General features: G+C 56.1%; 12 protein-coding genes. 4 read left to right on the top strand and 8 right to left on the bottom strand.

Annotated features, from left to right (window positions below):
• Window positions 1–20: 20 nt before the first annotated feature.
• Both AC6I8I_RS19265 and fabR read right to left on the bottom strand, forming a co-directional pair.
• A complete protein-coding gene (locus tag AC6I8I_RS19265) occupies window positions 21–374 on the bottom strand; it encodes a YijD family membrane protein (protein ID WP_312057265.1) in 354 nt (117 codons plus the stop codon).
• Between the two features lie 14 nt (window positions 375–388).
• The gene (fabR, locus tag AC6I8I_RS19270) at window positions 389–1,036 is read right to left on the bottom strand and encodes an HTH-type transcriptional repressor FabR (RefSeq protein ID WP_003851200.1); all 648 of its coding nucleotides are present in this window, start codon (window positions 1,034–1,036) and stop codon (window positions 389–391) included.
• A 192-nt stretch (window positions 1,037–1,228) separates the two neighbouring features.
• Between fabR and sthA the strand changes: the two genes are divergently transcribed.
• Window positions 1,229–2,629 carry a Si-specific NAD(P)(+) transhydrogenase gene (sthA, locus tag AC6I8I_RS19275; protein WP_233986297.1) on the top strand — a complete coding sequence of 467 codons (1,401 nt, stop codon included), beginning with the start codon at window positions 1,229–1,231 and terminating at the stop codon, window positions 2,627–2,629.
• Here sthA and oxyR read toward each other — a convergent pair.
• The gene (gene oxyR, locus AC6I8I_RS19280; protein WP_031377635.1) at window positions 2,612–3,529 is read right to left on the bottom strand and encodes a DNA-binding transcriptional regulator OxyR; all 918 of its coding nucleotides are present in this window, start codon (window positions 3,527–3,529) and stop codon (window positions 2,612–2,614) included. The genes sthA and oxyR overlap by 18 nt on opposite strands.
• A 125-nt stretch (window positions 3,530–3,654) precedes the next feature.
• On the opposite strand from oxyR, the gene AC6I8I_RS19285 reads away from it, so the two are divergent.
• Complete coding sequence (locus AC6I8I_RS19285) at window positions 3,655–4,389, top strand: glutathione peroxidase (protein WP_312760526.1); 735 nt, start codon at window positions 3,655–3,657, stop codon at window positions 4,387–4,389.
• A gap of 119 nt (window positions 4,390–4,508) precedes the next feature.
• Here the strand turns inward: AC6I8I_RS19285 and argH are convergent, their stop codons facing one another.
• The 4 genes from argH to argC all read right to left on the bottom strand — a co-directional run bounded on the left by argH (window position 4,509) and on the right by argC (window position 9,010).
• On the bottom strand, window positions 4,509–5,882 hold the full coding sequence (argH, locus tag AC6I8I_RS19290) for an argininosuccinate lyase (protein WP_312057262.1): 1,374 nt from the start codon (window positions 5,880–5,882) through the stop codon (window positions 4,509–4,511).
• 90 nt (window positions 5,883–5,972) lie between these two features.
• The gene (locus AC6I8I_RS19295) at window positions 5,973–7,190 is read right to left on the bottom strand and encodes an argininosuccinate synthase (RefSeq protein WP_312057261.1); all 1,218 of its coding nucleotides are present in this window, start codon (window positions 7,188–7,190) and stop codon (window positions 5,973–5,975) included.
• A gap of 24 nt (window positions 7,191–7,214) precedes the next feature.
• Window positions 7,215–7,991, bottom strand: a complete 777-nt coding sequence (gene argB / locus AC6I8I_RS19300) for an acetylglutamate kinase (RefSeq protein ID WP_031377641.1) — start codon at window positions 7,989–7,991, stop codon at window positions 7,215–7,217.
• 14 nt (window positions 7,992–8,005) lie between these two features.
• Complete coding sequence (gene argC / locus AC6I8I_RS19305; RefSeq protein WP_031377642.1) at window positions 8,006–9,010, bottom strand: N-acetyl-gamma-glutamyl-phosphate reductase; 1,005 nt, start codon at window positions 9,008–9,010, stop codon at window positions 8,006–8,008.
• A 167-nt stretch (window positions 9,011–9,177) separates the two neighbouring features.
• Between argC and argE the strand changes: the two genes are divergently transcribed.
• Together argE and ppc are read left to right on the top strand one after the other, a co-directional pair.
• The gene (gene argE / locus AC6I8I_RS19310; protein ID WP_031377643.1) at window positions 9,178–10,326 is read left to right on the top strand and encodes an acetylornithine deacetylase; all 1,149 of its coding nucleotides are present in this window, start codon (window positions 9,178–9,180) and stop codon (window positions 10,324–10,326) included.
• Between the two features lie 355 nt (window positions 10,327–10,681).
• Window positions 10,682–13,333: a phosphoenolpyruvate carboxylase gene (ppc, locus tag AC6I8I_RS19315; protein WP_312057260.1), complete on the top strand. Its 2,652-nt coding sequence runs from the start codon at window positions 10,682–10,684 to the stop codon at window positions 13,331–13,333.
• Window positions 13,334–13,420: 87 nt separating this feature from the next.
• Here ppc and metF read toward each other — a convergent pair whose 3' ends face one another.
• A complete protein-coding gene (metF, locus tag AC6I8I_RS19320; protein WP_312057259.1) occupies window positions 13,421–14,320 on the bottom strand; it encodes a methylenetetrahydrofolate reductase in 900 nt (299 codons plus the stop codon).
• Window positions 14,321–14,422 lie beyond the last annotated feature (102 nt).

The following is a 14,422-nucleotide window of genomic DNA, read 5'->3' on the forward strand; positions in this document are numbered from 1 at the left end:
CGTTGTTTCATCTGTCGCCCTTACTGATTGCGATTGCGCTTAAAGCGCGTCGCAATCCAGAACACCAACGCCACCATCAAAATGGTCGGGATGAAGTTCGAACCGATATCCGGATATTCTGCCCGCACCAGTGCGCTATAAACCAGAATCCCCAGCAGGAAAAACGCCGCTGCCAGTCCCGGCATACCGTCAGGCATGTTGGTGTTCAGATAACGCTGATGCAGACACCAGGCAGCCAGGCCGAGCGCGATCAGCGGAAAAATCGAAAACGGAACAAAAGCGCTGAACAGCACGGAAAACGAGCCGTTAATCGCTAAACCGGTAATAAAAGCCAGTAATAATGTGCCTTTATCGCGGGAACTCGGGTGGGTCATGGCCTGATCCTTATTCATTGCTCTTCGGGTTTTTCCAGGGTGACCGCCAGTCTTTCTTGTTCACGGCGGTACCAGTAATAGGCGCCTTTGGCGATCATGCGGAGTTGCAATACCAGACGATCCTCCAGCTTGCGGCGCTGTTCGGCATCGACATCCAGCGCTTCTGCCCCGGCGCTGAAGACGATAGTTACCATCGCTTCGGCCTGCGCTTCGGTAAAACTGCGCGGCATGCGGTTTTCGACCTCAAGATAATCCGCCAGTTCAGCGATAAAATGCTGAATTTCACGCGCGACCGCGGCACGGAATGCGGCAGAGGTGCCGGAGCGTTCCCGCAGTAACAGACGAAAGGCATTGGGGTTATTGCCGATGAATTCCATAAAGGTGGAAACCGAGGTTTTAATGATGCTGCCGCCCTTGGCAATCCGCTGGCGCGCCTGGCGCATCAGCTGTCGCAACATCAACCCGCTTTCATCCACCATGGTCAGACCCAGCTCATCAACATCCTTAAAATGACGATAAAACGAGGTCGGGGCGATGCCCGCTTCACGCGCAACTTCTCGCAAACTCAGGCTGGCAAAACTGCGTTCGGCGCTGAGCTGACTGAAAGCTGCTTCAATCAGTGTGCGTCGTGTACGTTCTTTTTGTTGCGCTCTGACGCCCATTCTCTCTGCCTTTTGCGGTGTTGAGGAGGCACTATAACAAAATTTTCAGCGTACAGAGCGTCAAACTTTGTCACTGCCTGTGAACCTCACTCTTTGCCAAACTGTGATGAAAATCGCTGATAGAATTCAGAAGTGCGCGGCGAGATGTTAGAATCTCGTTGTAAAAATGTATAAATAATAGGACGTATCGGTATGCAAAAGTCTTACGATTACGATGCCATTGTGATTGGCTCAGGACCCGGCGGTGAAGGTGCGGCGATGGGGCTGGTGAAGCAGGGAGCGCGCATCGCAGTGATCGAACGCTACCACAACATCGGCGGCGGATGTACGCACTGGGGCACCATTCCTTCTAAAGCACTTCGCCACGCCGTCAGTCGCATCATCGAATTCAACCAAAATCCGCTCTACAGCGACCACACCCGACTGCTCCGCTCCTCTTTCGCTGACATTCTTAATCACACTGAAAACGTGATCAGCCAGCAAACGGCGATGCGTCAGGGTTTTTATGAGCGTAACCGCTGTGAGCTTTATCAGGGTGATGCCCGTTTTGTTGACGCTAACACCATCGAAATTGAACAGCCTGACGGCACGCGTGAACGTCTGACTGCGGAGAAGTTTGTCATCGCCTGTGGTTCGCGTCCTTATCATCCTGATGACGTCGACTTTACCCATCCGCGCGTCTACGACTCAGATTCGATCCTTAACCTGCATCACGAACCGGGCCACGTAATCATTTATGGTGCCGGGGTGATTGGCTGTGAGTATGCGTCAATTTTCCGCGGCCTGAACGTCAAGGTTGACCTGATCAACACCCGCGATCGTCTGCTGGCGTTTCTCGATCAGGAGATGTCCGACTCCCTCTCTTATCACTTCTGGAACAGCGGCGTGGTGATTCGTCACAACGAAGAGTTTGAGAAGATTGAAGGGGTGGAAGATGGCGTGATTATTCATCTGAAATCGGGCAAAAAGGTCAAAGCAGACTGTCTGCTGTATGCCAACGGCCGTACCGGCAACACCGATTCGCTGTCGCTGGAAAATGTCGGACTGGAAGCGGATGGCCGTGGCCTGCTGAAAGTGAACAGCATGTACCAGACTGCACAGCCGCACATCTATGCGGTCGGTGACGTGATTGGGTATCCGAGCCTGGCGTCGGCTGCTTACGATCAGGGCCGGATTGCCGCACAGGCCATCATTAAAGGAGAAGCCTCAGCGCACCTGATCGAAGATATCCCGACTGGCATTTACACCATTCCGGAAATCAGCTCCGTGGGTAAAACCGAGCAGCAGCTGACGGCGATGAAGGTGCCTTATGAAGTGGGTCGTGCACAGTTTAAGCATCTGGCGCGGGCGCAGATTGTTGGTATGAATGTGGGCAGCCTGAAGATTCTGTTCCACCGCGAAACCAAGGAGATTCTGGGTATTCACTGCTTTGGCGAGCGGGCGGCCGAAATTATCCACATCGGCCAGGCGATCATGGAGCAGAAAAACGGTGGCAACACGATTGAGTACTTCGTGAATACCACCTTTAACTACCCTACCATGGCCGAAGCCTATCGCGTGGCGGCTTTAAACGGCTTAAACCGCCTGTTTTAACGCCGTGTCGAAATGATGTTGCATGTGGGTTTTAATTGCCTCTGCCAGCTGTTCATAACGGCTGCGCAGAGGTGAGCCCGGCCGGTAGACCAGCGCGATAGTGCGCTGAGGGACCGGTTTGTAGCAAGGCAGATAGCACACGCCATCGCGAATACGTTCTGGCGGTACCGCCAGCGCCGGAAGCAGCGTAATGCCGCTGCCTGCCGCCACCATATTGCGCAGCGTTTCCAGACTGGTGGCCCGGAAATGGGTATCTTCATCCGCGCCCGCCTCAAAACAGAAGCCCATCGCCTGGTCGCGCAGACAGTGACCATCTTCCAGCATCAGCAGTTTCTCGCCGGCCAGATCGGACATCGGCACCCGATCGCGATCGCGCCACGGATGATCGGCATAGACCGCCAGCTTCATTGGCTCATCAAATAGCGGCACCTCGATAAAGGCTTCACTCTCTTTGACCAGCGCCAGAATTGCGCAGTCCAGCTTGCCGCTGTCGAGCTGTGCCAGCAGTTGCTGGGTTTGCGCCTCATGCAGATACATTTCCAGTTTTGGAAAAGTCTGATGCAGCATCGGAATAATTTGCGGCAGCAGATAAGGACCGGTGGTTGGAATAAGGCCGATATGCAGCGGGCCTGACATCGCTTCCCCTTGCTGACTGGCCATCTCTTTCAGCACTTTCACTTCCCGCAGCACCGTGCGTGCCTGATCCACCAGCAGCAGGCCCGCCTGAGTGAACAGCACCTTACGACTGGTGCGTTCCAGCAGCATCACACCCAGCTCATCTTCCAGCTTGCGGATCTGCCCGCTTAACGTGGGCTGGCTGACATGACACGCATCCGCAGCGCGGCGAAAATGACGGTGTTCAGCAAGCGAAACCAGATATTCAAGATCACGAATATTCATTATTACCCTCCAGACCACGATAGTCCGTGGCGATAGATAGAATAGCAATGAACGATTAGCCCTATCAAGGGTGGGCGGGAATAATGCACGCATCAAAATAAGCGGTTCGCCATTAAGGAGAAAAAATGTTTGCAAGTCAGGAAGGTAAAGCCGTTCCGCAGGTCACTTTTCATACCCGCCAGGGCGATCGCTGGGTCGATGTGACCACCGATGAGCTGTTTAACAACAAAACGGTGATCGTTTTTTCTCTGCCAGGCGCGTTTACTCCTACCTGCTCATCCAGCCATCTGCCGCGTTACAACGAGCTGTCAGGCGTTTTTGCGCAGCACGGTGTAGACAGCATTCTGTGTGTCTCGGTTAATGACACCTTTGTGATGAATGCGTGGAAAGCGGAACAGCGGGCGGAAAACATTACCTTTATCCCCGATGGCAACGGCGAGTTTACCCGCGGCATGGAGATGCTGGTTGAGAAAGCCGATCTCGGCTTTGGCCCACGCTCATGGCGTTACTCGATGCTGGTGCGTAACGGCGTAGTTGAGAAAATGTTTGTTGAGCCGAACAAGCCAGGCGACCCGTTTGAAGTGTCAGATGCCGATAGCATGCTGCGTTATCTGGCACCGGAATTTAAAGTACAGGAATCAGTGTCGGTCTTTACCAAACCGGGCTGCCCGTTCTGCACCAAAGCCAAACAGCTGCTGATGGACCACGGCATTCAGTACGAAGAGATCGTGCTGGGACAGGATGCCACCACCGTCAGCCTGCGTGCCGTCTCCGGCCGGGCAACGGTGCCACAGGTGTTTATCGGTGGCCGTCATATTGGCGGCAGCGATGACCTTGAGCAGTTCCTGCTGTCAGCGTAAACCTATCTCTGTGTCAGCCGGGAGTGCTGGCCCTTTGATGATGTGCCTATAAAAAAAGTAGTAATTCTGAAGCTAGAGGTTGGCGGGCATGTACATGCCCGCTTTTTTTTGTCTGTGTTTTATGCCAGACGCTGCTTCGCCTCGTCGATGGCACGGGCAACCTGCTGTGGTGAAACGCCACCCTGCGCATTACGCTTATCCAGACAGGATTGCAGTGCCAGAATCGGATAGACATCCTCTTCAATTACCGCGCTAAATGACTGTAACTGCGCCAGTGACAATGCTTCCAGCGCCACGCCCTGTTTGATCGCCTCGACCACCACTTCCCCGACAATGTGGTGCGCTTCGCGGAACGGCACCCCTTTGGCCACCAGATAATCAGCCAGTTCAGTAGAGTTGGCATAGCCCTGCTCGGCCGCTTCCTGACAACGCGGACGCTTCACCTGCAGGCCATCCAGTACCAGCGCCGACATCTGCAGACAGTCGAGCCAGGTATCGAGCGCATCGAATAATCCCTCTTTGTCTTCCTGCATATCCTTGTTGTAAGCCAGCGGTAAGCCTTTCAGCGTCATCATCATGCCGGTCAGCGCGCCCTGTACCCGGCCGCATTTGCCCCGGATCAGCTCCAGCGCATCCGGATTTTTCTTCTGTGGCATCAGTGATGAGCCGGAAGTCACCTTGTCGGAGAGTTCGATAAAGCCCGCTTCACCGGTGTTGAAAAAGATCATATCTTCGGCGAAGCGCGACAGATGGACCATACCGATCGCGGCGTCAGAGAGCAGCTCCAGTACATGATCGCGGTCAGAAACCGTATCCAGACTGTTGCGGGTCGCCGAGGCGAAGCCTAACCAGCCCGCCAGCTGCTGACGATCAATTTCATAGGCGGTGCCGGCCAGCGCGCCGCAGCCCAGCGGGCTGACATCCAGCCGTTTCAGGGTATCCTGCAGGCGGCTTTCATCACGCGCCAGCATTTCGACATAGGCCAGACACCAGTGCGCAAATGTGACTGGCTGCGCCCGCTGCAAATGGGTATAGCCTGGCATTACTGCATCCTGGTTCGCTTCTGCGGTCACTACCAGCGCCTGCTGCAGCTCACGCGTTGCGCCCAACAGCGCCTCAACCTGCATTTTGCACCACAGCTTGAGATCGGTAGCGACCTGATCGTTACGGCTCCGGCCGGTGTGCAGTTTTTTGCCCAGCGCACCCACTTTGTCGATCAGCTGACCTTCAACCCAGCTATGGATGTCTTCGGCGTCGCTCTGCAAAATCTGTTCAGGATTAGCGCGCACCTCCGCCAGCAAGGCAGTCAGTGCCGCTTCCAGCTGCTGCTGCTCATCCCCGGTCAGGACATTCACCGTCACCAGCGCTTTGGACCAGGCGACAGAACCTATAATGTCCTGCTCCGCCAGGCGGTAATCGAAGCGCAGCGAGTCGTTGAACTGTTTGAAACGTTGATCTGCTGCCTGGGTAAACCGTCCACCCCAAAGTGCCATGGGAAAACTCCTTCAAATCATTAAACAAAGGGCGGCATAAATGCCGCCCCTGAGCTCAAACGGTGAGACGAGGCGCACCTCGCCTGAGAATTACTTCTTCTGCTCGTTCAGGGCGCGGATGCGCGAAGAGAGCGAGAACAGACGGATAAAGCCGCCAGCATGGCGATGATCGTACACTTCGTCTTCGCCAAAGGTCGCAAACTCTTCCGAGTAGAGGCTGTTCGGTGAACGCTTCTGCGTCGCCGTTGCCTGGCCCTTGTAGAGCTGCAACACCACTTCGCCATTCACTTCTTCAGCCAGTGATTCTGCCGCGGCCTGAATTGACTTACGCAGCGGGGCGAACCAGCGACCGTCGTAAACCACGTAAGACATCTCCTGGCCCAGCTGCTCACGCCATTTGAAGCTATCGCGATCCAGAACCAGCTGCTCAACCGCACGCAGCGCGTTGACCATGATGGTGCCGCCCGGGGTTTCATAGCAGCCACGTGACTTGATGCCGACCAGACGGTTTTCAACGATATCGATCCGGCCTACACCGTGTTTCGCACCAATCACGTTGAGTTTTTCCAGGCACTGGAACGGGCTCAGTTTTTCGCCGTTCACTGCCACCACCCGACCTTTCTCCACGGTCACGGTCACTTCCTCCGGCTGAGCCGGTGCCTCTAAAGGATCGACGGTCCAGACCCAGCAATCTTTATTTGGTGCATTGGCCGGGCTTTCCAGCACGCCGCCTTCGGTGGAGATGTGCCAGGCGTTTTCATCACGGCTGTAGATTTTTTCCAGCGACGCAGTGGTCGGAATGTTGCGCTCTTTCAGGTAGTCCAGCAGCGCTTCACGCGACCGCAGATTCCATTCACGCCATGGCGCGACCACTTTCAGCTGCGGAGCCAGCGCGGTGTAGGTGGTTTCGAAACGCACCTGATCGTTACCTTTACCGGTTGCACCGTGACAGAGTGCATCCGCACCCACTTTCAGCGCCAGCTCAACCTGAGCTTTCGCGATGATAGGACGCGCCATCGAGGTGCCCAGCAGATAGGTGCCTTCATACAGAGCGCCGGTCTGCAGCACCGGGTAAACGTAATCGCTGATGAACTCTTCACGCAGATCAACCACGTGACACTCAGAGGCACCGGACTGCAGCGCTTTCTTCTCTACGCCTTCAAGATCGCTGCGCTCCTGACCGATATCGGCCACAAACGCCACCACCTCACAGCCGCCGTAGTTCTCTTTCAGCCACGGAATGATGGCGGAAGTATCAAGACCACCGGAGTAAGCCAGAACGATTTTTTTGATGCCTTGCGTTTGCATTTCGTAATCCTTGAATCAGAGTCGTTAAGCGAGAATCCGGGTGCCAATGGGCACGCCGTTAAACAGGTCAGGCAACCGCTCAGCGTGACGCCAGCTGGCGATATCCACCGGGCGGCCCAGCGTACGCGCCGCATCCAGCGCAGCGTGCACCTTCACAATCATGCCATCGGTAATAATGCCCTGGGTAATCAGCTGCTCAGCTTTGTCGGCGGTCATCTCTTCGATGCGCTGACCTTTGCCGTCGAGAATACCGCTGACGTCTGACAGCAAGACTAAATCAGCGCCAAGGGTCGATGCCAGCGCCGTCGCAGCCTGGTCGGCGTTGACGTTCATCAGTTCGCCGTCGTCAGTGATGCCGATAGAACTGACGACCGGCATATAACCAGCGGCCAGCAGGGTGTTCATCAGCGCCGGGTTACCCGGCATGGCGTGACCCACGTGGCCCAGTTCTTCATCAAACGGGGTGACGTTAACCATGCCGGCATCGCCAAGGCAGAGGCCAACCGCGTTGATGCCGGTTTTTTTGGCCCACGCCAGCAGGGTTTTGTTGGCAGTTCCCGCCAGCGCACCGGTAATAATGTCGATCTGATCGGCCGGCGTGACGCGCAGGCCGTTCTTTTTCTTCACCGGCAGCGCCAGCTTTTTCATCAGCTCATCCACCAGGCAACCGCCACCGTGAACAATAATCAGCGGACGCTGATGGGCACTGCGATAAGTCAGCAGCGCATCAAACAGACGGGCCAGCGCTTCTTCGCTGTCTAACAGCACACCGCCCAGCTTGATAATCAATGGATTGGTCATGGTTTACTCGTCCGTTAGGTCAGTGAGGTGGTTTCAGGGAAGCCGAAGCGGATATTCAGACACTGGACGGCCTGCGACGCGGCGCCTTTCAGCAGGTTATCTTCGGCGGCCACCACAATCAGGTGCTCATCCTGGACCTCAAAACCGATGTCGCAATAAGGCAGACCCACCACCGCTTTCAGTGCCGGAACGCCCTGCTCGTAGAGCCGGACCAGTGGCTTATCGTGATACGCGCGCTGGAACACTGCCGCCACGTCTTCGCGGCTCACGCCCGGATTTAACCGGCAGGTTATCGTCGCCAGAATACCGCGCGGGAAGTTGCCCAGATGCGGCGTGAAAATCACCGGCGTACCAAGATGCGCCACGATTTCCGGGTGATGACGATGGTTGAACAGACCGTAAGGCTGCAGGCTGACTTCGCAAAAGCTGGTGCCGACGCTGGCTTTACGCCCTGCGCCGCTCACGCCGCTGGTGGCGTTGATCACCGGCCACTGTGCCGTATTCAGCAGGCCCGCCTCCACCAGCGGTTTCAGCGCCAGCTGGGCCGCCGTCGGGTAACAACCCGGCACGGCCACCAGCTGTGCCTGCTTAATCTGCTGATGCTGATATTCCGCCAGGCCATAGACCGCTTTATCCAGCCAGTCGCCATGCTGATGGGTGAAGCCATAGAAGCGGGTATAAAACGCGGGATCATTGACGCGGAAGGCACCGGACAGGTCGAATACCACACAACCGGCCTTGAGAAATTCCGGAGCCAGATCGTGGCTGACTTCATGGGCCGTCGCCAGAAAAACCACATCCACTTTATCTGCCCATTCCGCCGCATGGCTCAACGGCTGTAGCGGCAGATCCACCACCCCTTTCAGCTGCGGATGCAGATCGGACAAGCGCTTACCCGCATCGGGACTTTGCGCCGAAACCGCTAAAGCGGTTATGTTGATATCTGGATGGCGATTCAGGAAGGTGGCGAGCTCTACGCCAGCGTAACCACTGGCACCCACGATCAGCGTATTCAACATCAGGCTGTAACCCTTTTTACAGTCACACGTTCCGGGTCGCGGCCTTGCCCCGTTGCCCACAATGTCGTTTGCAGCGATTTAAGGTTCACATGCAGACGACGTTAATGTATTTTTATTCACTATTAATGCATGAATATTGATACATCCTAACTCAAGGACCGTCAACAGTGAAGACAAAATTACCGCCTTTTATCGAACTCTACCGCCAGTTGATCGCCACACCGTCAATCAGCGCAACCGATGCCGCACTGGACCAGAGTAATGAAACTTTAATCAATTTGCTGGCTGGCTGGTTTCGCGACCTCGGCTTCAGCGTTGAAGTTCAGCCGGTGCCCGGCACCCGCAATAAATTTAATATGCTGGCCCGGACCGGTGACGGCGCAGGCGGGCTGCTGTTAGCCGGTCATACTGACACCGTGCCGTTCGACGATGGCCGCTGGACCCGCGATCCCTTTACCCTGACCGAGCACGACAACAAACTCTACGGCCTCGGCACCGCAGATATGAAAGGCTTTTTCGCCTTTATTCTCGATACGCTGCGGGATGTGGATGTCACGACGCTGAGCAAGCCACTCTACATCCTCGCCACCGCTGATGAAGAGACCACCATGGCCGGCGCTAAATACTTTTCTGAATCGACCCAGCTGCGTCCGGATTGCGCCATTATTGGCGAACCGACCTCACTCAAGCCGGTTCGCGCGCACAAAGGGCACCTGTCGAACGTGATCCGTATTGAAGGCAAGTCGGGCCACTCCAGCGATCCGGCGCGCGGCGTCAACGCCATTGAACTGATGCATGAATCGATCACCCATCTGATGCAACTGCGCAATACGCTAAAAGAGCGCTATCACCACGATGGTTTCGCTATTCCCTATCCCACCATGAACTTCGGGCATATTCACGGTGGCGATGCGGCTAACCGCATCTGCGCCTGCTGTGAACTGCATATGGATATCCGGCCGTTGCCGGGCTTATCGCTCAGCGATCTGGATGGACTGCTGAACGACGCGCTGGCCCCGGTCAGTGCGCGCTGGCCTGGCCGTGTGACGGTCGCAGAGCTGCATCCGCCGATTCCGGGTTACGAATGCCCGGCGAACCATGAACTGGTCAGCGTGGTCGAGAAATTACTCGGTACGCCAACCGAAGTGGTGAACTACTGCACCGAGGCACCCTTTATTCAGCAGCTCTGCCCGACGCTGGTACTGGGTCCGGGCTCGATCAATCAGGCGCATCAGCCAGACGAATTTATTGATACCGCATTTATTAAGCCGACGCGGGCGCTTATCAGTCAGGTTGTGCAGCATTTTTGTCACTGATTAACAGCAAATGGGGCATTTCACTGTGATATCAGTAAAATGCCCGGTCATTCTGCGGGATTTAACAATAAGAATAACTTATCCCGCTCCGTCCCAAATAAATTCCATGAATTTCGGTTAGTTAGCCGCACGTTCGCCCCACTTTAACGCATTTGACGTGGACAGGTTTACGTGGCTAGATAAAAGACGTTGTTATGCCCACCGGGTAACTATCCAGATATTTTCAGATTGCAGACAGGCGGCAACTGAGCAAATTCCCCGTACATTACCGGGAAGATAAAGTTGCTGCTTTTTCTGCTGCCTGAAAAGGGTCGGGTGTAGAAGTTTTTCAAGACGATAAGGGTGTCAGGGTCCAATGAACGAACAATATTCCGCAATGCGAAGTAATGTCAGTATGCTCGGCAAACTGCTCGGGGATACGATTAAGGATGCGCTGGGCGAGAACATCCTCGACCGGGTGGAAACCATCCGTAAGCTCTCCAAGTCATCCCGTGCAGGTAATGACACTCATCGTAAGGAACTGCTTAATACGCTGCAAAACCTCTCCAATGACGAGTTACTGCCGGTGGCCCGCGCATTTAGCCAGTTTCTCAACCTCACCAACGTGGCTGAGCAGTATCAGACCATTTCGCACAGCGGTGAAGGCGCAAACCATCCTGAACTGCTGAAAAAGACCTTCGAGACCCTGAAACAGCAGAAAAATATCAGCGAAGCCGCAATCCGCGAGGCGATTGAGTCGCTGTCGCTGGAGCTGGTGCTGACTGCGCACCCGACCGAAATCACCCGCCGCACGCTGATTCACAAGCTGGTGGAGGTCAACAGTTGCCTCAAGCAACTCGATCACAGTGACATTTCCGACTACGAACGTAACCAGATTATGCGCCGTCTGCGCCAGCTGGTGGCGCAGGCCTGGCACACCGATGAAATCCGCAAATATCGTCCGACCCCGATTGATGAAGCCAAATGGGGCTTTGCGGTGGTCGAAAACAGCTTATGGGAAGGCGTTCCGGCCTTTCTGCGCGAGCTGAACGAGCAGGTCGAAGACGCCTTCGGCATTAAGCTGCCGGTCGATTTCGTGCCGGTGCAGTTCACCTCATGGATGGGCGGCGATCGTGACGGCAACCCTAACGTCACGGCCGCCATTACCCGCCACGCGATGCAACTGAGCCGCTGGAAAGCGGCCGATCTGTTCCTGCGCGACATCGGCGTGCTGATCTCTGAGCTGTCGATGTCGGAGTGCAGCGAAGAAGTGCGCCGACTGAGCGGCGATCCGGACGCGCTGGAACCTTACCGGATGATCCTGAAACGTCTGCGCAGTCAGCTGATGACCACGCAGGCATTCCTTGAGCGTCGTCTGAAAGGCGAGCGTCTGCCGCGTCCGGCAGATCTGCTGGTCTCAAACGATCAGCTATGGGATCCGCTGTATGCCATTTATCAGTCGCTGCAGCAGTGCGGCATGGGCATCATCGCTAACGGCCAGCTGCTGGATACGCTGCGCCGCGTGAAATGCTTTGGCGTGCCGCTGGTGCGTATCGACCTGCGCCAGGAGAGCACCCGCCATACCGAAGCGATTGCGGAAGTGACCCGCTATCTCGGCCTCGGCGATTATGAAAGCTGGTCCGAAGCGGACAAACAGGCCTTCCTGATCCGCGAACTGAATTCAAAACGTCCACTGCTGCCGCGCAGCTGGGAACCCAGCGATGAGACGCGCGAAGTGCTGGAAACCTGCCGCGTTGCGGCTGAAGCCCCACAGGGCTCGATCGCCGCTTACGTGATCTCAATGGCGAAAACGCCGTCTGACGTGCTGGCGGTCCATCTGCTACTGAAAGAGGCGGGCATCAACTATGCCATGCCGGTGGCACCGCTGTTTGAAACGCTCGACGACCTGAATAATGCCAACGACGTGATGAGCCAGCTGCTGAGCATTGACTGGTATCGCGGCTTTATTCAGGGCAAACAGATGGTGATGATTGGCTATTCTGACTCGGCGAAAGATGCCGGCGTCATGGCTGCCAGCTGGGCGCAGTATCAGGCGCAGGATGCGCTGATCAAAACCTGTGAAAAGGCCGGGATTTCGCTGACCCTGTTCCACGGACGCGGCGGCACCATCGGCCGTGGCGGCGCACCGGCACATGCGGCTCTGCTGTCACAGCCACCGGGCAGCCTGCGTGGCGGCCTGCGCGTCACCGAACAGGGCGAGATGATTCGCTTCAAATATGGTTTGCCGGAAGTCACCATCGCCAGCCTGTCGCTCTATACCGGCGCGATTCTTGAAGCGAACCTGATGCCGCCACCGGAGCCGAAACGCGAATGGCGCGACATCATGGATCAGCTCTCTGCCGACTCCTGTGCGATGTATCGTGGCTATGTGCGTGAAAATGAAGATTTTGTACCCTACTTCCGTTCAGCGACGCCGGAGCAGGAGCTGGGCAAACTGCCGTTGGGTTCACGTCCGGCTAAACGTCGTCCGACCGGCGGCGTAGAGTCGCTGCGTGCGATTCCATGGATTTTCGCCTGGACGCAAAACCGTCTGATGCTCCCTGCCTGGCTGGGTGCTGGTGCGGCGCTGCAACAGGCGATGGCGGCGGGCCATCAGGATCAGCTGGAAGCGATGTGTCGCGACTGGCCGTTCTTCTCCACACGCCTTGGCATGCTGGAGATGGTGTTCTCGAAAGCCGACCTGTGGCTGGCGGAATATTACGATCAGCGGCTGGTCGAAAAGTCACTCTGGCCGCTGGGCAAACAGCTGCGCGACCAGCTGGATGCGGACATCAAAGCAGTACTGACCATTGCTAACGACTCTCACCTGATGGCCGATCAGCCGTGGATTGCTGAGTCGATTGCGTTGCGTAACGTCTATACCGATCCTCTTAACGTGCTGCAGGCGGAACTGCTGCATCGTTCGCGCGCTCAGGAAGCCCGCGGTGATGAGCCGGATGCTCGCGTTGAGCAGGCATTAATGGTGACCATTGCGGGTGTGGCAGCCGGCATGCGCAATACCGGTTAAGCCGGTGCCGGCGTGGCACTCGCGCCGGGTAGTGATAATAAAAAAGTCGGGATAATCCCGACTTTTTTATTGGCTGAAGCGGACGAATCAGGCCGCCGCGGCGGCAGGACGCACCCCAAGGGTGTGGCAGATGGCATAGCTCATTTCGGCACGGTTCAGGGTGTAGAAGTGGAAATCTTTTACCCCTTCACGCGACAGAATCTTCACCATATCCATCGCGATGTTGGCGCCAACCATTTTGCGCGTCTCGGCGTCATCATCCAGCCCGGCAAACATCGCATTCATCCAGCCCGGCACGCGTACATTGGTCAGCGTGGCGAAGCGTTGCAGCTGTTTAAAGTTCGAGACCGGCAGAATACCGGGCACGATCTCTACGTCGATACCGGTCGACACGCAGCGATCGCGGAAGCGTAAATAGCTTTCGACGTCGAAAAAGAACTGGGTGATCGCCCGGTTCGCGCCTGCATCGATTTTGCGCTTCAGGTTAATCAGATCGGCCTGCGCGCTTTTGGCTTCCGGATGGACTTCCGGATAAGCCGCAACCGAAACATCAAAATCACCGACCTCTTTCAGCAGCGAGACCAGATCGCAGCCGTACATGTCTGGCTTACCGCCGCCTGGTGGCAGGTCACCGCGCAGCGCCACGATATGACGGATGCCGTTGTTCCAGTAATCCTGCGCGATGGTGCGTAACTCTTCCCGCGTGGCATCGACACAGGTCAGGTGCGGCGCGGCTTCCAGACCGGTACGATCTTTGATGCCTTTAATAATGCTGTGGGTGCGATCGCGCTCGCCAGAGTTCGCGCCGTAGGTGACAGAGACGAATTTTGGTTTCAGGCTGCTCAGGCGATCGATTGAGGACCACAGCGTCGCTTCCATTTCGCTGGTACGAGGCGGAAAGAATTCAAATGAGACGTTAATTTGCCCGTTCAGCTCGGCCAGGCTCTGGTTTAGCGCTTCGCGCTGATTGGCATGAAAGAAACTCATCCTGCATCCTCATCGATCACATCGGTTAACTGTCGACCTGCAAACATCCATACGTTTAGACGTCCAGATGTTCAAAATGACCGAATCCTTCTTCAGCGTCAA

Source organism: Pantoea sp. X-Soil-YNGN-775 (assembly GCF_059730575.1).